Origin of the sequence: Novosphingobium nitrogenifigens DSM 19370, from assembly GCF_000192575.1 — a bacterium.
Taxonomy (GTDB): Bacteria; Pseudomonadota; Alphaproteobacteria; order Sphingomonadales; family Sphingomonadaceae; genus Novosphingobium; species Novosphingobium nitrogenifigens.
Genome location: NZ_GL876926.1, coordinates 222,164 through 239,288, shown reverse-complemented (window position 1 = coordinate 239,288; position 17,125 = coordinate 222,164). Strand labels below are relative to the sequence as shown.

15 protein-coding genes are annotated in these 17,125 nt (G+C 63.1%); 1 reads left to right on the top strand and 14 read right to left on the bottom strand.

All coding sequences use genetic code 11. The annotated features are described in order from the left end of the window. Positions 1 to 73: 73 nt before the first annotated feature. The 11 genes from Y88_RS01500 to ccoN form a co-directional block, all read right to left on the bottom strand. A complete protein-coding gene (locus Y88_RS01500) occupies positions 74 to 2,857 on the bottom strand; it encodes a phosphoenolpyruvate carboxylase (protein WP_008065540.1) in 2,784 nt (927 codons plus the stop codon). Between the two features lie 99 nt (positions 2,858 to 2,956). Further along, positions 2,957 to 3,571 (bottom strand): bifunctional 4-hydroxy-2-oxoglutarate aldolase/2-dehydro-3-deoxy-phosphogluconate aldolase, encoded by a 615-nt coding sequence (gene eda / locus Y88_RS01495; protein WP_008065529.1) that lies wholly within the window; start codon positions 3,569 to 3,571, stop codon positions 2,957 to 2,959. Between the two features lie 205 nt (positions 3,572 to 3,776). Next, positions 3,777 to 5,108 carry an oxygen-independent coproporphyrinogen III oxidase gene (hemN, locus tag Y88_RS01490; protein WP_008065527.1) on the bottom strand — a complete coding sequence of 444 codons (1,332 nt, stop codon included), beginning with the start codon at positions 5,106 to 5,108 and terminating at the stop codon, positions 3,777 to 3,779. A gap of 108 nt (positions 5,109 to 5,216) precedes the next feature. After that, the gene (ccoS, locus tag Y88_RS01485) at positions 5,217 to 5,414 is read right to left on the bottom strand and encodes a cbb3-type cytochrome oxidase assembly protein CcoS (RefSeq protein ID WP_008065526.1); all 198 of its coding nucleotides are present in this window, start codon (positions 5,412 to 5,414) and stop codon (positions 5,217 to 5,219) included. Beyond that, the gene (locus Y88_RS01480; RefSeq protein ID WP_008065525.1) at positions 5,411 to 7,621 is read right to left on the bottom strand and encodes a heavy metal translocating P-type ATPase; all 2,211 of its coding nucleotides are present in this window, start codon (positions 7,619 to 7,621) and stop codon (positions 5,411 to 5,413) included. Before Y88_RS01480 ends, ccoS begins: the two co-directional genes overlap by 4 nt. Then, positions 7,621 to 8,145, bottom strand: coding sequence for a FixH family protein (locus Y88_RS01475; protein WP_008065524.1), 525 nt, complete (start codon positions 8,143 to 8,145; stop codon positions 7,621 to 7,623). The genes Y88_RS01480 and Y88_RS01475 overlap by 1 nt, the downstream gene beginning before the upstream one ends. Then, positions 8,142 to 9,626 (bottom strand): cytochrome c oxidase accessory protein CcoG, encoded by a 1,485-nt coding sequence (gene ccoG / locus Y88_RS01470; RefSeq protein ID WP_008065523.1) that lies wholly within the window; start codon positions 9,624 to 9,626, stop codon positions 8,142 to 8,144. Before ccoG ends, Y88_RS01475 begins: the two co-directional genes overlap by 4 nt. 67 nt (positions 9,627 to 9,693) lie before the next feature. Next, positions 9,694 to 10,653 (bottom strand): cytochrome-c oxidase, cbb3-type subunit III, encoded by a 960-nt coding sequence (gene ccoP / locus Y88_RS01465; RefSeq protein ID WP_008065522.1) that lies wholly within the window; start codon positions 10,651 to 10,653, stop codon positions 9,694 to 9,696. Further along, the gene (locus Y88_RS01460) at positions 10,643 to 10,816 is read right to left on the bottom strand and encodes a cbb3-type cytochrome c oxidase subunit 3 (protein WP_008065521.1); all 174 of its coding nucleotides are present in this window, start codon (positions 10,814 to 10,816) and stop codon (positions 10,643 to 10,645) included. Before Y88_RS01460 ends, ccoP begins: the two co-directional genes overlap by 11 nt. Continuing rightward, on the bottom strand, positions 10,813 to 11,565 hold the full coding sequence (gene ccoO / locus Y88_RS01455; protein WP_008065519.1) for a cytochrome-c oxidase, cbb3-type subunit II: 753 nt from the start codon (positions 11,563 to 11,565) through the stop codon (positions 10,813 to 10,815). Before ccoO ends, Y88_RS01460 begins: the two co-directional genes overlap by 4 nt. Before the next feature lie 30 nt (positions 11,566 to 11,595). Next, positions 11,596 to 13,254, bottom strand: coding sequence for a cytochrome-c oxidase, cbb3-type subunit I (gene ccoN, locus Y88_RS01450; RefSeq protein ID WP_026166779.1), 1,659 nt, complete (start codon positions 13,252 to 13,254; stop codon positions 11,596 to 11,598). A gap of 413 nt (positions 13,255 to 13,667) precedes the next feature. On the opposite strand from ccoN, the gene Y88_RS01445 reads away from it, so the two are divergent. Continuing rightward, positions 13,668 to 14,384 carry an OmpW/AlkL family protein gene (locus tag Y88_RS01445; protein WP_008065514.1) on the top strand — a complete coding sequence of 239 codons (717 nt, stop codon included), beginning with the start codon at positions 13,668 to 13,670 and terminating at the stop codon, positions 14,382 to 14,384. A gap of 346 nt (positions 14,385 to 14,730) precedes the next feature. Here the strand turns inward: Y88_RS01445 and Y88_RS01440 are convergent, their stop codons facing one another. The 3 genes from Y88_RS01440 to Y88_RS01425 all read right to left on the bottom strand — a co-directional run bounded on the left by Y88_RS01440 (position 14,731) and on the right by Y88_RS01425 (position 17,118). Next, entirely contained in the window at positions 14,731 to 15,429 is a 699-nt protein-coding gene (locus Y88_RS01440) for a Crp/Fnr family transcriptional regulator (protein WP_008065513.1), read from the bottom strand. A 411-nt stretch (positions 15,430 to 15,840) separates the two neighbouring features. Then, positions 15,841 to 16,326, bottom strand: a complete 486-nt coding sequence (locus tag Y88_RS01430) for a flavin reductase family protein (protein WP_008065512.1) — start codon at positions 16,324 to 16,326, stop codon at positions 15,841 to 15,843. A gap of 33 nt (positions 16,327 to 16,359) precedes the next feature. Further along, positions 16,360 to 17,118 carry a 3'(2'),5'-bisphosphate nucleotidase CysQ gene (locus tag Y88_RS01425; RefSeq protein ID WP_026166781.1) on the bottom strand — a complete coding sequence of 253 codons (759 nt, stop codon included), beginning with the start codon at positions 17,116 to 17,118 and terminating at the stop codon, positions 16,360 to 16,362. Positions 17,119 to 17,125: the final 7 nt, after the last annotated feature.

Genomic DNA, 17,125 nt, shown 5'->3' with positions numbered 1-17,125 from the left:
GTGATCCTTTATCGGTCACCCCGGACAGCGCAAGCACCTTTCGTCCCGCCTCGTGCGATCCCGCAGGGCAGGTTTAACCGTGTGCGCCAAAGTGATTGGCGATGGCCACCGCAATCCGCAGGTTCAATGCGTGGGATCGATCGATCGGATCGATGAAGCGCGCGCGGATCGCGCTGTAATCCTCCGCATCGCGGTCCGGGTAATCGGTCGGCTCGTCGAGTTGGAAATCGCCGATGCGGGGTTCGATCACCGGATAGGCGCGCCGCAATTGCGCCAGCGCATCATCGACCCGCAGGGACAGCACCATTTCCAGCACGTCTTCGCGGCTGACATCGTTGGCGCGCGAGAACACCGGAACTTCGACCGCGCGAAGGAACATGTGCATGAGCAGCGTCAGGCGCACCGCTTGCAACAGGCCGATCGTCCGCCGCTGTTCATCGGCCAGCGGATCGCGATCGGTGGCAAGCCCCGGCAACATCGCCATGAGCCGGTGCAGCTTCATCCAGTCGACCCGCAGGCGCGAAGCCAGACGACGGAACACCCCTGCCCTGTCGTCCTTGGTCAGATATTCTGCCAGCCCGACGCAACCGTGTTCAAGCTGGGTCTCAGTGCCGCGATAGGGACGGCTGGCCCAATAGGCCGAATTGAACAGTTCTCCGAACGCGCCCACTGTCTTGATCGAGGCAAGCCCGTTGGCTGTGCGCAGCAGGCGGACGAGTTGCCGTCCGCGTTCCGAATGGGCCAGAAGTTCGGCGATCGCCTCGATCTCGTCCCCCGCAGCCGTCCCGGCCCCGGCGATCACGTTCACTGCATAGCCGATCTGTTGCAGGATCGCGTTGTGCGGGATCGCGCGGATCTGCCGCAAGCTCATCGACCGGTCGGCATTGATGTCCGACTGACGCCGCGACACGCGACTGCCGGTGCTCTTGAGCATGCCGAGGCCAAAGGCCGTGACCGCGCGCGAATACGTCGCGCTTTGCAGATGCTCGCGCTGCACGCGCCGGATCGAGCGGTAGAAATCGAGGCTGAGATCGGTCCGGTCGTAGAACGGATCGTTCTGGTATTCGCCGCCAAGCTGCGCCTCGGCTTCGGCAATCCGGGTCAGCGTCGCCAAGGCCAGGTCGTCATTGCGGAAAAAGAGATAGCCGTCCCCGCCCTGAAAACTGGCTTCGGGTTCGATGGTGATTTCCGCACGGGCGAACCGATGACGCGCCCAGCGGCTGAGCGGCCAGGTCAGACGATCGACGAAGCCCGAGGGATGGGCCCCACGCCCCATGCTCTCGCCATGGGTGTTGAAAATCAGCGCCGCGACATCGGTCAGCCCGTGATTGCGCATGGCATCGGCCAGCCGCCCCTGCAGACGCTCGATCGCCAGCGCCGCCGGGATCTGCCCGAGGAAGCGCCCGGCATCCGAAAAGCCCGTCTGGATCGACACGCGCCCGCGCACTCGCGCATATTCGCGATAGGCAGGCTCGGCGAGCAAGGCTTCGAGGAAACGTCCGCCATGTTCGAGCGCCGTCTCGGTCTCGAACAGCGGGGACACGTCGACCTTGTCCTCGACACCGAACAGGCGCGCGAAATAGAGCGCGGCCAGCACCGTCTGCGGCTGTTCGCATTCGGCGATCAGCATGCGGATCGGCGCGTCGGCGTCGACGTGATGCAGGATCTGCGCCATGACGAGGAACTGCCGCATCGCGGTCGACGTCTCGATGGCAAGCGCCCCGAAATTGACGCGCAGGGGCTTTGCCTCTGCCAGCACTTCGCGAAGGCGCGACAAGGCACCGCGACTGCCCAAATCGAGCGTATCGTCGGGATCGATCCGGCGGCGCAAGGCGTTGTGAAGCTGGGACGAGTTCACCCGGAAGTGAATCCAGCCCATGCCCAGTCCATCGGCGCGCATGGCCGAAGCGAGCGTCGCATAGGCAATCGCCGCGTCTCCCGTCGCCGCATGGGCATCATCGTCGAGCGCGGCAATGATCGGCTTGAGGCTCAGCAGCTTTGCCGGATCATCTGCCGTCAGGCGGTTAGCGACCGCCGAGAGCACTTCGGGATCGGTCAGGGGTTGGGACAGCAACTCGGCCATCGCCGCAGCCTGATCCCGCCCGGCGACGAGAGTTTCGAGAACGCCGTGCGACGGATTGATCGCCGCCAGCCGATCGACATACGTCCCGAGCCGACGAACTTTTTCCCGCAGACGGAAGAGGATCGAGGTCGACCAACTGATGTCAGTCCGCCCATCCATGTCATAGCCGACCCAGGTGGCGAAACGGAACGGCAGCGGGCGGAAATCGAGCCAGCGCCCCGGCCAGCGCGACCTCGCATGGCCCAGCAGCTTTGCCGAAATCAGGTCGCGTGCGGCAGCGGCGCGTTCGATCGCATCGAGCGCCTCGCCATGTTCAAATTCCAGAGTGATCTTCGGCCCCGAACCCGAAACCGAGCAGACCGTCGCTGCCATCGGATCGTCGGCCAATGCAGCATCGGCAACCGCATCAGCATCGCCCGGTGTCAGCAGGAACGTCGGATGCGCGGTAAAAACGGCGTGAAGCAGCGGCCGTTCCCAACGCTTGCGGAATTCCGAAAAGCCGTCCTCTTCGTTGAGAAGAGCGGTAATCCGGGCAAGGTTATCCTCTGGATCGGTCGGCGCGACCAACCGCCGAAGCCGCGCGGCCCGGCTTTGCAAAGCCTCGCATTCGAGTTCGGCGACCAGCCGCTCGATATCGTCGAGATCGAGCGAACCTCCTTCCAGCAGCCGCGACAGATCGTGGCTCAACTGGAACACCGGATTGAACAGCGGCGTTTCGGCCGTCCGTTCGTGGAGACGCTGCAACCTCTCCCGCAAGGCTCCAACCGTCTTCATCGCCTGCTTCTCCCCGTTTGCCGAACGTCCCTTGCGGGATTGTCCGCGCCTGCCGCCCGAATCCGGACGGGATCCCCTCTTTGCCACAATGCCCCTACGTCAGCGAGCCAATGTCGCCGCTGCCCGCGCAGCCGCCTCGATCGCGACGACATCGGGCTCCCCCTTGGCTACCAGCCAGCTGCCTCCCACGCACAGCACGGGATCGAAGGCCAGCCAGTCACTTGCACTTGCCTGGGTAACGCCGCCTGTCGGGCAGAATTTCGCGGTGTGGAACGGCCCCGCCAGTGCCTTGAGCGCGGGAAGCCCGCCGGACGTTGCCGCCGGGAAGAACTTGAAATGCGAAAGGCCAAGATCGAGCCCCAGCATGATGTCGGCGGCATTGGCCGTCCCCGGAAGGAAGGGAATGCCCGAGGCAATCGCCGCTTCGCCAAGGCGCGGCGTCAGGCCGGGGGAAACGATGAATTCGGCACCCGCATCGATCGACGCCTTGAGCTCGTCGGGATTGGTAACGGTCCCGGCGCCGACGATGGCCCCTTCAACACCCTTCATAGCGCGGATGGCTTCGAGCCCTGCAGGCGTGCGCAAAGTGACTTCCAGAACGCGCAAGCCCCCGGCAACAAGCGCAGTCGCCACCGGAACGGCATGCTCCACATCCTCGATCACCAATACCGGGATGACCGGAGCGGTACGCATGATGGTTTCGATGGGCTTCATGGCTCTGTTCCTGCGATTACGATCGCGGGAAACTAGCCTGCAACGCTCTCTTGTGCAGCCGTCACCCTATGTGCCGCATACTTATTTCCTGCTCGAAATCCCCGACATCGATCATGATTTCGCCGCGGGCAGGAAGGGAAAGGCCTGCAACGGGTCATCCCGTTGCAGGCTCTCATGAGGTCTTCCGATCAGGAACGATCGATGCTCAGACCGCCGAGCTGAATTGCCGCGATACCTGGCGATAGGCGTCGAACACTGCCGCGATCGAGCGTGCATAAGGTTCACTGCCGCGTTCAAGAACCAGCCGATCCCCGTCCCAGCGGATCAGTCCGCGTTCCCGGAACGGTTCGAGCCGATCAAAGGCCGCACGGGCAAGATCGGCATCGACCTGTGCTTCACCCTGGCAGAGCAAGGCCTCGATCAGACGCGCCCGCCGACGGTCCTCCCCTGTTCGGATCAAGCCACGGCGCCCGGACAATTGCCCCGCGCCTACCAGCATGCGGTAACGCCCGGCGTTCTTCTCGTTCTGGACCAGACTACCGCCCAGTTCGCTGATCGAGCTGGCACCAAGGCCGATCAGGACCGGCGCGGTGTCATCGGTAAAGCCCTGGAAGTTCCGCCGCAGGCTTCCGCTGACGGCCGCTTGTGCGAGGCCGTCCCCGGGAAGTGCGAAGTGATCAAAGCCGACCGGCTGATAGCCCGCATTGACGAGGCGCGTGTACCCTTCGGCCGCCATGCGGAAACGCTGCCGCTGATCGGGCAATTGCGACGCGTCGATCCGCTGCTGACGCGGCAGGAGATGCGGGACATGCGCGTAACCGAACAAGGCGATGCGATCGGCCCCCATGGCCGTCGCCTGATCCAGCGTGTCGGCCAGAATGGCATCGTCCTGAAACGGCAAGCCGTACATCAGGTCGAAATTGATCGATTCGACCCCCGCCTTGCGCAACCCTTCGACACCTTGCGCGATCGTTTCGCGCGGCTGGATCCGCCCGATCGCTTCCTGCACGCGCGGGTCGAAGGTCTGCACGCCCATGCTTGCCTTGATCACGCCGATCCCGCGGATGGCCATGAGCCAGGCCGGTGTCAGGCTGCGCGGATCAAGTTCGATCGAAAAGACCGGGTCGATAACCCGAAAATTGACCAGCAGCGCATCGACGAGACGAACGAAATCGGTCGGCGAGATCGCATTGGGGCTTCCCCCGCCAAAAGCAATCCGCGTCACCCGCACCTGGGGACCGAGCATCCCGGCAACCAGTTCGATTTCCTCGTGCAGCGCATCGAGATAGGCCGCAAGCCGGTGCGTGCGATTGGCCGCCCCCGTGTTGCAACCACAGTACCAGCAGATGTCCTTGCAATAAGGAATATGCAGGTACAGCGAAACGTCGCCGGAAAGACCGGCAAGCGTCTCCCGCTGGTTGGCGGAGAAATCGCCGTCACCGAATTCTGCGGCAGTCGGATAGCTCGTGTACCGAGGTACGGGCTGGGCCAGCAGTTCGGGGTAATAGATCCAGTCTGCGAAATGTTCAGGCGACATCCGGTTTACCCCCTTCGCCCCTGAAACTATCCGCGTATCGGCTCCCCGACATTGCGCTATGGCAAAACTTTCGAGAGAGAAGAGATACTAACCGAGGGTGGATGAGGTTCATGCGCCCTTGCCTCCACCACGATGTTCACCCTTCTTGTCGAGATCGATCTCGGGACCATCGTCATCGATCAGGATGCGCGCCGCCGCACCGTCGAGATCGTTGAACTGTCCGCGCTTCAACGCCCAGAAGAACGATGCCAGCCCGAACAGGCCCATGCCGAGCGCGATGGGAATGAGAAAGGCGATCGAGGTCATGCCGCCTTCCCCTTCTGCGCACGATCCCTGGGGCCCCGCGCCAGGCGCAACGAATTGCCGATGACCAGCAAGGACGAGGTGCTCATCGCAGCGGCTGCAAAAAGCGGCGTGACGAGCCCGGCAACGGCCAGCGGAACGGCAAGAAGGTTATATCCGATCGCCATCACGAAATTCTGCCGGACCACCCGCATCGTGCTCCGCGCAACCGCGACCGCACGAGGCAGCGCGAGCAGCGAATCCCCGGTAAAGACGAAATCCGCCGCCTGCAGCCCAACGTCGCTTGCCGTACCCGGCGCGATCGAGGCATTGGCCGCAGCAAGCGCGGGCCCGTCATTGAGCCCGTCGCCGACCATCAGCACGCGTTGCCCTGCGCCCTGAAGCCGGGTGATCGCTTCCTGCTTGTCGGCCGGAAGCGCCGCGCCCTGCGCCGTCAGGCCGGTCTCGCGCGCGACTTCGGCGACAGCGCCGATGCTGTCCCCGGACAGGATCGAACATTCGATCCCCATCGCCTGCAATCCATCAAGTGCCTGACGGTAATCCGGGCGCAGACGATCGGCGAAACGAACAAGGCGGACCGGGGCGTTGCCGATGGAGAGCGCGGTTGCCATGCCTTCGCCACCGCGCGGCCGTCCGAGCGAAACCGGAACGCCGTTCCAGCGGCCTTCAAGCCCGCGCCCGCTGACTTCGACAACATCGGTCAGGTCTGCGGCATGGACCCCGCGTGCGGCGAGCGCGCGGGCGAGCCCCAGCGACAGGGGATGGCGGCTGTGACTGGCAAGACCGAGCGCAACGGCGGCGGTCTCATCATCGAATGCGGCAATGCTCGCCGGATCGGGAACCGGCCGCCCCATCGTCAGCGTCCCGGTCTTGTCGAGGAGCGCGCGATTGACGTCGGCGAGCCGTTCGAGTGCCGAACCGTCCTTCACCAGAATGCCGCGCTTCAGCAGAGCCCCGGCCGCAACGACCTGAGCCACGGGAACCGCAAGGCCAAGAGCACAAGGACAAGTGATGATGAGGACCGAAATGGCAATGACCAGCGACTTGTAGATCCCGGCGCCTGCCAGCATCCATCCGGCAAAGCTCAGGCCCGCCAGCGTGTGCACCACCGGGGCATAGAGCCGCGAGGCGCGATCGGCGATCCGCACATAGGTCGATCGTCCCTGCCCCGCCGCTTCCATAAGGCGTGCGATCTCGGCCAGCGCGGTATTGGTCCCGGTCGCGGTCGCCCGCACATCGACCGGATTTTCAAGATTGAGCGTCCCGGCAAGCACGAAAGCCGCAGCCGGAGACACGCTCCCCACCATGTCGTCGCCGGCGATCTCGTCCGGCACCATATGGGCACCAAGATGCACCGGCGCACTTTCACCGGTCAGCAGCGACTGGTCGAACCGGCTGCGCCCGGCAACGATCACGCCATCGGCGGCAAGGCGTTCGCCCGCCGCGACGCGCATGACCATGCCCGGACGCAAGCCGTCCGAAGCCACCCAGCCGGTGGTTCCGTCGCTCGCCACGATCATCGCTCCGCCCGGCGCCTGCCGCAGCAGTGCGTCCACACCCGCCCGGGCCCGGTCGCGCATCATCGCATCCAGAGCCCGTCCCGCGAGAAGGAACAGGAGCAGCATGAGCGTTCCGTCGAACCAGGCTTCGGCGCCGCCGGTGACCGTCTCGTAAAACGAAAGGCACGTCGCCAGCAGCACGCCGATCGAGATCGGAACGTCCATGTTGGTAGTGAAATGGCGCAGAGCCCGCACCGCCGAGGAAAAGAACGGCCGACCGGAATAGAGAATGGCCGGAACGCCGATCCCGGCCGACAGCCAGTGGAACAGCGTCCGCGTCGAACCGTCCGCCCCCGACCAGACCGACACCGACAGCAGCATCACGTTCATGCAGGCAAAGGCCGCAACCGCCAGCGGTCCGAGCAGCGGCTTTACCGCCGAGGCGACTTCCTCACCCTGATACCGAGGCTGCGCCTCGTAACCGACGAGCGCGAGGGCAGCAATAAAATCGGGCACCGAAACCGAAGGCCCGTGAACCACTTCGACCTGGCGCGCGGTCAGATTGACCCGCGCGCTTTCCACGCCGTCGAGCTTGCAGAGCGCGCCTTCAACTTTGGAAATGCATGCTGCGCAATGCATGGCGGGCACCGCCAACATGCTGTGTGCCAGATCGCCGCCGGTCCCGTCCGTTCCCTGAGCGACGCTTGCCATCAGGACCCCGTCCCGCCCGCAAGCTCGCTGACCGTGCGCCAGCGATGGCCGTCGGCAACGACATCAACATGAACCTGCCAACGTCCCGGATTGAGCGGCGCGACGTAAGTACCCGGACGCTGTTCGGTGAACGTCAAGTCGCGATCGGCTTCGAGGCCGAGCGGATGCATGACATGGGCAGTCACTTTTGCCCCGCCGAGCGGCTTGCCGTGGCTGTCGATCACCGACACTTCGAGCTGCTTGCCGTTCTGGTGGATACCCGCGTTCCAGCCGAGGTCACGTTCGGCCTTCGCCTCATCGAGCCAGCTGTTGAAATGCTGGCTGGCGACATAGGAATTCTCGACCACTTCGCCGCCGAACGTCGAAATGGCAAAGCGCGCCATCACCACGTTGACCGCGATGACGATGCCGAAAAAGACCACCAGAATGGTCAGCATGTGCCATCCGGTGAAACGGAACCCCCGGCGCGCGCCGGGAGTCTGTTCTGCTTGGCGGCTCTGCTGGGCCAGAGTCTCGCGTGTCATTGGCCGTTTCCTTCAGCCGTTGTGAACGTGGTGCGGGATTCGTCATGCCCGCCTTCCTGATCGTTCGCCTTAAGATCGAACAAAACAGCTGCCGGCTGCGTGCCCTTGGGCGCCTCGACATAGATGCGCAGGCGCCGGGTTGTGTCGGCCGCGACGGTCATCGGCAGATCGCCGCGAGCAGCCGAGGCTTCCATGTCGTCCGAATAGATCTTGGCTCCCGGAACCCCGGAAAATCCGAGCACCACCGGGCGCGGACGATCCTCCATGTTGCGAACCTTGATCGTGAAGGCGTTGCGGATTGATCCGTTGGAAAGCTGCACATATTCAGGGTTGCGATCCTTCGCGACGCTGAGCGCCAGACGGCTGCGCGTACCCAGCATGAACAGCAGACCGACGCCGATCGCGGCCCAGGCGCTGAAATAGATCAGAGTGCGCGGACGGAAGATCGTCTTGAGAATGGGTGTATCAGCTTCACCGTGCGATTCGCGTTCGGCATCTTCCAAGGTGCAATAATCGATCAGCCCACGCGGACGCCCGATCTGGGCCATGGCGCTGTCGCATGCGTCGATGCACAGGCCGCAGGTGATGCAGGCAAGCTGTGCGCCGTGGCGAATGTCGATGCCGGTCGGGCAGACCGCCTCGCACTGTTTGCAGTCGATGCAGTCACCGAGCGGCGGAAGCCCTTCCTCGACGCGCTTTTGCGACGCCTTGAGCGAGCCGCGCGGTTCGCCGCGCCAATGCTTGTAGGTGACGATCAGCGATTTTTCGTCGAGCATGGCACCCTGGATACGGGGCCAGGGGCACATGTAGATGCACACCTGCTCGCGCATGAAACCGCCCAGCGCGAAAGTCGTGAAAGTCAGGACGCCGACCGTCGCATAAGCGATGCCCGGTGCGGTCCCGTTCCAGAAGGCGTGATGCAGCGAGGGTGCATCGTCGAAATAGAAGATCCACGCGCCGCCGGTCATGAACGCGATCAGCAGATAGATCGACCACTTGAGCGCCCGCTTGCCGATCTTCTCGGCATTCCACGGGGCGTTCTGCAATTTCATCTGGGCATTGCGGTCACCGTCGATGAGGCGATCGACATGCTGGTAAAGGTCGGTCCAGACCGTCTGCGGGCAGGCATAGCCACACCACGCACGCCCGACGACCGATGTCACGAGGAACAGTCCGATCCCCGCCATGATCAGCAAGCCCGCTACGAAATAGAATTCCTGCGGCCAGATCTCGATGGCGAACATATAGAAGCGCCGATGCGCCAGATCGATGAGAACCGCCTGATGCGGGGCAAACGGCCCGCGATCCCACCGCAGCCAGGGCGTGCCCCAATAAACGATCAGGCAGAACGCCATGACCGCCCATTTGAAGCGGCGAAATGCACCGTCAATCTTGCGCGGAAAAACCGGAACGCGCTTTGCATAGAGCTGCTTCGTTTCCGGTTCTGCTCGAGCACCCAGTTTGGGATCGGGCGCGTTCATCGGACTTCCCTTTCATACTGTATTGCCGGCCGGCACGGTGCCGGCCGGCAATATCGACGGTCAGTCGTTACTGACCGGCAGCAGGCGCAGCAGGCGCCGCCGCTTCGGCTGCCGGAGCAGCCGGGGTTGCTTCACCACCGCCCAGCGAGTGAACATAGGCGGCAAGCATCTTGACCGTGACCGGGTCGAGACGCTGTCCCCACGCCGGCATGACGCCATAGCGGGCATTGGTCACGGTTTCGGTCAAGGTGGCGCGATCGCCACCATAGAGCCAGATCGCGTCGGTCAGCTTGGGCGCACCGACGTTACGGCCACCTTCACCGTTGGCACCGTGGCAGACGGCGCAGTTCTGGGCAAAGATCGCCGAACCGCGGTTCGAGGATGCCGAGGGCTTTTCCTGGCCGCTGATGACACGGACATGGCTGACGACGTCCTGAACCTGTGCCGGGGTCAGAATGCCGTCACGACCGAACGAAGGCATCTGGCTCATGCGAGTGGCATCGTCACCCGGATAGCGGATCCCGTGTTCGAGCGTCTGGTGAATGGTGGCGATGTCGCCGCCCCACAACCAGTCGTCGTCGTTGAGGTTCGGATAGCCCTTGCCACCGGCCGCCCCCGACCCGTGGCACTGCACGCAGTTGACCTTGAACGCGGCACGACCGCCTTCGATCGCCGCGCGCAGCAGCTTGGGATCCTTGGCCAGATCCTCGACCGAAGTGGCCGCGATCGCCGCGCGGACAGCCGCACGGCTCTGGTCGGCCGCCGTCGTTTCAGCGGCAAGCGTCCCGCGGCTGGTCCAGCCGAGCATGCCCGGCGTCGCCGAATGCCGCCCCGGCAAAGCCGGATAGGCAATCACATAGCCGATCGCAAACAGGATGCAGACATAGAACAGCATCAGCCACCAGCGCGGCAGCGGATTGTCGAGTTCCTCGATCCCGTCCCATTCATGGCCAACGGTATGGACGCCGGTGGCCTCGTCGAGGCGCCCGCCGTGGTCGGCGCCGCCTTCATCATGATTATTCGCCATCGTTATCATCCTCGAAGATCGAGTTGGCGGCTTCCCGTGCCTCTCCCCGTGCACCCGGCCGGAACGGCCAGAGGCACAGGACGAGGAACACCACGCTCATCGCCGCCAGCCCCCAGCTGTCGACGAACGAGCGCATCGCGTCATAAGTCGCGCCCGGGTTCACCGTCCCTTCTCCTTGGCGAGCACTTCCTGGGCCGCCGGCGCGTTCACGTCGACGAGAGTTCCCAGCATCTGCAGGTAAGCGACCAGCGCATCCATTTCGGTGACCTTCTTGGGGTCGCCGTCAAAGTCGCGGGCCTGCGCCTTGGGATAGCGCGCCTTAAGGTCGGTGGCATCCGCATCCGGATTGGCCTGGGCCTTCAGGTCGTCGTTCGCCTTGGCGATATCGTCCTTGGTATAGGGAACCCCGGTCCGATAGAGCGTCTGCAGTTCCGCGCTCATGTCCCCGGCATTGAGCTCACGCTCGGCCAGGAACTGATAGGTCGGCATGATCGAGTCCGGAACGACCGAACGCGGGTCCTTCAGATGCTGGACATGCCAGGCATCCGAATACTTGCCGCCCACGCGGGCAAGGTCGGGACCGGTGCGCTTCGAACCCCACTGGAACGGGTGGTCGTACATCGATTCGGCGGCAAGGCTGTAGTGGCCATAGCGTTCGACCTCGTCACGGAACGGACGGATCATCTGGCTGTGGCACAGATAGCAACCTTCGCGGATATAGATGTCGCGCCCGGCCTGTTCGAGCGGAGTGTAGGGACGCATGCCCTCCACCTTCTCGATCGTGTTGTCGATCCAGAACAGGGGGGCAATCTCGACGATCCCGCCAATGGTCACGACGGCAAAGGCAAGGATGGCAAGGAGCGTGATATTCCGCTCCACCATCTTGTGCCGCTCGAGAAATGAAAGTGCCATTATATTTGCTCCTTCACCTGTGGCCCGGGATCACAGGGCAGCGGCCGGCTTGAGCGGCACGTCCTTGGCGGGGTCGAAGGCAGTCTCGTTGAGCGGCGCTTCGTCACGCAGCTTGTGGCCGAGGATGGTGCGGGTGATGTTGTAGGTCATGATCGACGCGCCGCTCAGATAGAGCAGACCGCCAAATGCACGCGCCACATACATCGGGTGCAGCGCCTTCACCGTTTCGACGAAGGAGTTCACCAGATAGCCGTCCGGGCCGTATTCACGCCACATCAGGCCCTGGGTAACCCCGGCGACCCACATCGAGGCGGCGTAGAAAACGATGCCCAGCGTCGCCAGCCAGAAGTGCCAGCCCACCATGCGCAGCGAGTAGAGACGTTCGCGATTCCACAGGCGCGGGGTCAGGTAATAGAGCGCGCCGAAAGTGACCATGCCGTTCCAGCCCAGCGCACCCGAGTGCACGTGACCGATCGTCCAGTCGGTATAGTGAGAGAGCGAGTTGACCGTCTTGATCGACATCATCGGGCCCTCGAACGTGCTCATGCCGTAGAACGCGAGGCTCATGACGAACATGCGCATGATCGGGTCGGTGCGCAGCTTGTCCCACGCGCCGTTGAGCGTCATCAGGCCGTTGATCATGCCACCCCAGCTCGGCATCCACAGCATGATCGAGAAGACCATGCCCAGCGTCTGCGCCCAGTCGGGCAGAGCGGTGTAGTGGAGATGGTGCGGACCTGCCCAGATGTAGAGGAAGATCAGAGCCCAGAAGTGGATGATCGACAGACGATAGGAATAGACCGGACGGTTGGCCTGCTTCGGCACGAAGTAGTACATCATGCCAAGGAAGCCTGCGGTCAGGAAGAAACCGACCGCGTTATGGCCGTACCACCACTGCACCAGCGCGCTCTGCACCCCGGCATAGACCGAGATCGACTTGCTTCCGAAGAAGCTGATCGGGATCGATGCGTTGTTGACGAGGTGGAGCATCGCCACCGTCAGGATGAACGACAGGTAGAACCAGTTCGCGACGTAGATGTGCGGTTCCGAACGCTTGAGGATCGTACCGACGAAAACTACGAGATAAGCGACCCAGACGATCGTCAGCCACAGGTCGACGTACCATTCCGGCTCGGCATATTCCTTGCCCTGGGTGATGCCCATCAGATAGCCGGTCGCGGCCAGAACGATGAACAACTGATACCCCCAGAACACGAAACGGGCGAGGCCGGGGAAGGCCAGCCTCGCCCGGCAAGTGCGCTGGACCACGTAATAGGACGTGGCGATCAGGGCATTGCCTCCGAAAGCGAAGATGACCGCCGAGGTGTGCAGCGGACGAAGACGGCCGAAATTGATGAATTCCAGACCAAGATTGAGCGCGGGAAACGCCAGTTCCAGAGCGATGTAAAGACCGGCAAGAAAACCGGCCATGCCCCAGAACACGGTGGCGATGACACCCCAGCGAATGGGTTCGTCATCGTATTTCCCCTGATCAGGCGAACGCAGAATGCCACGCGAGATGGCATCGATATCAGAGCCACGAAGCGTGGCGATCAAACCAAGACCGGCGGCCACAGCGCAAATCAGCATGTGGACACCAAATCCCCAGTCCACCGCCAATGCCCAGGCGACTACAGCTAGGACGAGCACGGCAAACCACGCGCCCGCCCGCAAAACTACCATTTCCATGGAGCCTTCCCTTCCATGCAACTTCTCACAATCAGCCCTGCGCCCAGACCGCGCGTACGACATTGACGGCGGTCAAAACGGGCAGGCGGGCTCCCCTCGCCCCATGCTAACACGATCCGGGCGATGATTGGACGCGTAATTGATATGGTTATCAAATTGAGCGAGCCGGTGTTGTCCCGCTGACGGATCACAAAACCTGACTCACGCGCGCGGGTTCTACTTATCCCGCAAACGCGATACTGACATATTTGCAACACCACCCGCCCGCGACTGCCGCATTTGTCACCCGGCCGCCAAATTTTTGCGCTTCGTCAATGCCGGCGATTCGACATTGGCCCATCAGGCTTTCCATGCCGCGGGCAGGAAAGAAGCCAGCGAGGGGCTGGCTCACCGTGGCGTGCAGGAAGTCGATTATGAAAAAGATCCTTGGCCGCGGCCGTCTGGCCCGCATCTTGGGCACCGCCGTTGCAGCCCCCGCTCTTCTCGCCGCGATGCCCGCTCATGCGGCCGATGCGCCTGAAGGCAAGTGGCAGGTCAAGCTGCTGGCAACCGGCGTTCTTGCCGACGGCAACATCGACACTGTTCGCTCGATCAATCCCGCCCTTGCATCGATGGGTGCGTTCAGCGCGCCGCAGACCACTGCCAGCAACAACGTGACCCCGACGCTGGCTCTGGAATACTTCGTCAAGCCGAACATCTCGATCGAAACGATCGCCGGTATCTCGGCTCACCACGTCACCGGCAGCGGCTCGCTTGAAGGCGCCAGCCTCGTCGATCACGTGCTGATCATTCCGGCCACGCTGACGGTCAAGTATCACCTGCCGCTCGGCCCCATCCGCCCCTATGTCGGCGCCGGTCCGGCGGTCTTCCTCGTCATGGGCGAACGCCCGGGTGCCACGGCTGCCGCTCTTGGCGTGACCCGCACCTCGCTGTCGAGCGACCTTGGCGTGGCGATCCAGTTCGGCTTCGACGTGCCGATCAAGAAGACCCCCTACAGCCTGACCTTCGACGCGAAGAAGTACTGGATGGACACCACCGCCCACTTCTACGTGGGTGACAACGAAGTGCTCCAGACCAAGCACAGCCTCGATCCGTGGCTGCTGAGCGCGGGTATCGCCTACCGCTTCTGATCACGACAGTTTTCGGGTCACACATACAGTAAGGCGCGCGCCTTGCTGGCCCGAAACCCCGGTGTCATCCCCGGGGACGGCGGGCGGAACGAGCCAGGGTCTGGGATCCCCTGGGGCTGTTCCGCCCGCCACTTTTTTGCCCTCTCCACATTCCCCTGCCCCCCACATTCCCTTGCCCCAGGTGCATCCGAACCCGCGCACACGCGAACAGAGCGCGCGCCAGCAAGGGACGCGCTACATCAACGCAAGGCATCGCCCCGAAATACGGGCAATCCCCATACAAACCGGCCATTTGGGAAAAGCGTTTTCCCGCCCCGGTCACACCGGGCGGGAATGGCGCAAAAGATCAGCCCGCAAGTGCGGAAAGCGCAGGGCGATTGAGAATTTCGACTTCGCGACGCGACGGCAGACCGATCACGCCATCCTGCTTCAGCTTGGTGAACTGACGGCTCACGGTCTCGATCGTCAAACCGAGCAGATCCGCCACCTGCTGTCGCGAAAACGGCAGAGTAAACAGCTTGGCCGGAGCACGGAACGTCGTGCACGCACTCACGTCGCCATAGCGATCCGACATGTCGAGCAGGAACGTCGCGATCTTTTCAGGCGCCGTCTTGCGACCGAGCAGCATCATCCACGACCGGGTGCGATCCAGTTCGGCAAGCGTGCGCTCAAGCAGCTTGTGCTCAAGCTCGGGATGCTCGCGCGCGAAACGGTCGAAATCGTTGCGGGCAAAAACGCAAACCCGCGCATCGGTCAAAGCCACGACCGTCGCGCGGCTGGTCTGCCCGAAAGGACGACCGATAAAGTCCGACGGATAGGCAACACCCACGATCTGCTCGCGCCCGTCCTCGGTCGAAGTGGTCAGCTTGAGCACGCCATCGATCACATTGGCGACGAGAAGAGAATCATCGTCTTCCCAGATCAACGGCTCTCCTGCAGCAACCGTCCGGCGACGCCCCATCGAACTGAGCGCCTGAATTTCGCCACCATCGAGGCTCGAGCAGATCGCCCGGTTTCGTACGGCGCATGTTTCGCAGGTCGACATGAGACCTCAATATCAAAAACATGCGTCCGCTACAATTATGCGGTTACACGAAATCCGCCCAAAAAATGAGGCGGCCGGGAACGCCGACCGCCTGAGTTGGGGAGAAATCGGCGAAAGGGAAAAAGATCGAGGGTGGTGATCGGTTCCCTTCCGTCGAAGAGACGTTTCCCAGAATCGAAGGTACGCGGCGTTGACCGAAGTCAAAAGCCCGCAGAAAAATGCAAAAATCCAAGAAAATCGCGCAAGACACCCCAAAGATCGATCTCGAATCGAAATCGATCTCCCGCAACAGCCATGCCTTCTCAATCACCCCCGGAATATCGGGGCCGGATACATCGAAGGCAGGAAGCGAATTTTGGAACTGTCGCCGATTTTAGGAAATTCCGGCATCCCGGAATTTCCGTTCGGCTGTCAGGCAGGCAGCTCTGCCAGATCGTGATACTGCCCGCGGAAGAACATCAGGGGCGTTCCCGCGTCGCGCTTACCCATCGCCTCGACCGCGCCGACCACCAGGTAGTGATCCCCGACCTCGGTCACGCGTTCGAGCGTACAATCGATCCAGGCGATGGCATTGTCGAGCAAGGGCTGCCCCGAGGGACTGTGATCGTGGGCAAGATCGGCGAACTTGTCCTCTGCACGCGCCGCGAATCGCTGGCACAAATCAAGCTGATCGGATCCCAGCACGTTGACGCAGAAGCGTCCGACCGGTGCGATCTTTGCCCACGAACTCGATCGCTTGTCCGGAAAGAAGCCGACGAGCGGCGGATCGAGCGAAATCGACGTGAACGAGCCGATGACAAGGCCATGGCGAACGCCGTCGGAACCGGCCGCGGTGATCACCACCACGCCGGTCGGATATGTGCCGAGGACACTGCGAAAGAGAGCGGGATCAATCATCGTGGCAATTCGTGTCGCGCCTGCTCGATCCGGTCAACCACTTATCTTCGCAAGCGCAGCAAGAACCGGTCCGGCATGCTCGCGACGACAGATCAGCAGATCGGGCATATAGGTATCGCGCTGGTTGTAAACGAGCGGCGAGCCGTCAGCCCGGCTGGCATGAAGCCCATGGGCAAGCGCGACCGCCGCCGGGGCGCAGCTGTCCCATTCGAACTGCCCGCCGGTGTGAAGATAGATGTCCGCCTCGCCCAGAATGACGGCCATGGCCTTGGCCCCGGCACTGCCCATCGGAACCAGTTCGGCCCCGAGCGCCTCGGCGACAGCCACGGCTTCCTTGGCCGGGCGAGTCCGGCTGACCACCATGCGCAGCCGCTCGGGCGCAGGCGGCACCACACGCGGCGCATCGCTGCGCAGGACGATCCCCCTGCCCTCGTCCGCGCCCGGCAGAGCCACAGCGCCCAGCGTCGGCACGCCATCGACGGCAAGGCCGACATGGACGGCCCAGTCGGCGCGTGCCTCGCCATATTCGCGCGTCCCGTCAACGGGATCGACGATCCATACGCGGCTGTGTTCCAGCCGTTCCGGATTGTCCTTTTCCTCTTCCGACAACAGGCCATCCCCGGCTCGCCTTTCACGCAAGGCGTGGCACAAAAAGGCATTGGCCGTGGCATCGCCTGCCTTGCCCAGGGCCTTGAGGCTGAGCACGCCGCTTTCGCGCACCGTGACGAGAAGACGCCCGGCAACTTCCGCCAGATGGGCGGCGAGTTCGGTATCGGTCGCGCTATCGGTCATGAAAGTC

Bases quoted from the DNA above. Each gene is read 5' to 3' on its own strand.
- ccoP (WP_008065522.1), bottom strand. From the start codon at position 10,653: ATGGCGAATAATCATGATGAAGGCGGCGCCGACCACGGCGGGCGCCTC.
- Y88_RS01480 (WP_008065525.1), bottom strand. From the start codon at position 7,621: ATGGCAAGCGTCGCTCAGGGAACGGACGGGACCGGCGGCGATCTGGCA.
- Y88_RS01430 (WP_008065512.1), bottom strand. From the start codon at position 16,326: ATGATTGATCCCGCTCTCTTTCGCAGTGTCCTCGGCACATATCCGACC.
- ccoO (WP_008065519.1), bottom strand. From the start codon at position 11,565: ATGGCACTTTCATTTCTCGAGCGGCACAAGATGGTGGAGCGGAATATC.
- Y88_RS01425 (WP_026166781.1), bottom strand. From the start codon at position 17,118: ATGACCGATAGCGCGACCGATACCGAACTCGCCGCCCATCTGGCGGAA.
- hemN (WP_008065527.1), bottom strand. From the start codon at position 5,108: ATGTCGCCTGAACATTTCGCAGACTGGATCTATTACCCCGAACTGCTG.
- ccoS (WP_008065526.1), bottom strand. From the start codon at position 5,414: ATGACCTCGATCGCCTTTCTCATTCCCATCGCGCTCGGCATGGGCCTG.
- ccoN (WP_026166779.1), bottom strand. From the start codon at position 13,254: ATGGAAATGGTAGTTTTGCGGGCGGGCGCGTGGTTTGCCGTGCTCGTC.
- Y88_RS01445 (WP_008065514.1), top strand. From the start codon at position 13,668: ATGAAAAAGATCCTTGGCCGCGGCCGTCTGGCCCGCATCTTGGGCACC.
- Y88_RS01475 (WP_008065524.1), bottom strand. From the start codon at position 8,145: ATGACACGCGAGACTCTGGCCCAGCAGAGCCGCCAAGCAGAACAGACT.
- eda (WP_008065529.1), bottom strand. From the start codon at position 3,571: ATGAAGCCCATCGAAACCATCATGCGTACCGCTCCGGTCATCCCGGTA.
- Y88_RS01440 (WP_008065513.1), bottom strand. From the start codon at position 15,429: ATGTCGACCTGCGAAACATGCGCCGTACGAAACCGGGCGATCTGCTCG.
- ccoG (WP_008065523.1), bottom strand. From the start codon at position 9,626: ATGAACGCGCCCGATCCCAAACTGGGTGCTCGAGCAGAACCGGAAACG.
- Y88_RS01500 (WP_008065540.1), bottom strand. From the start codon at position 2,857: ATGAAGACGGTTGGAGCCTTGCGGGAGAGGTTGCAGCGTCTCCACGAA.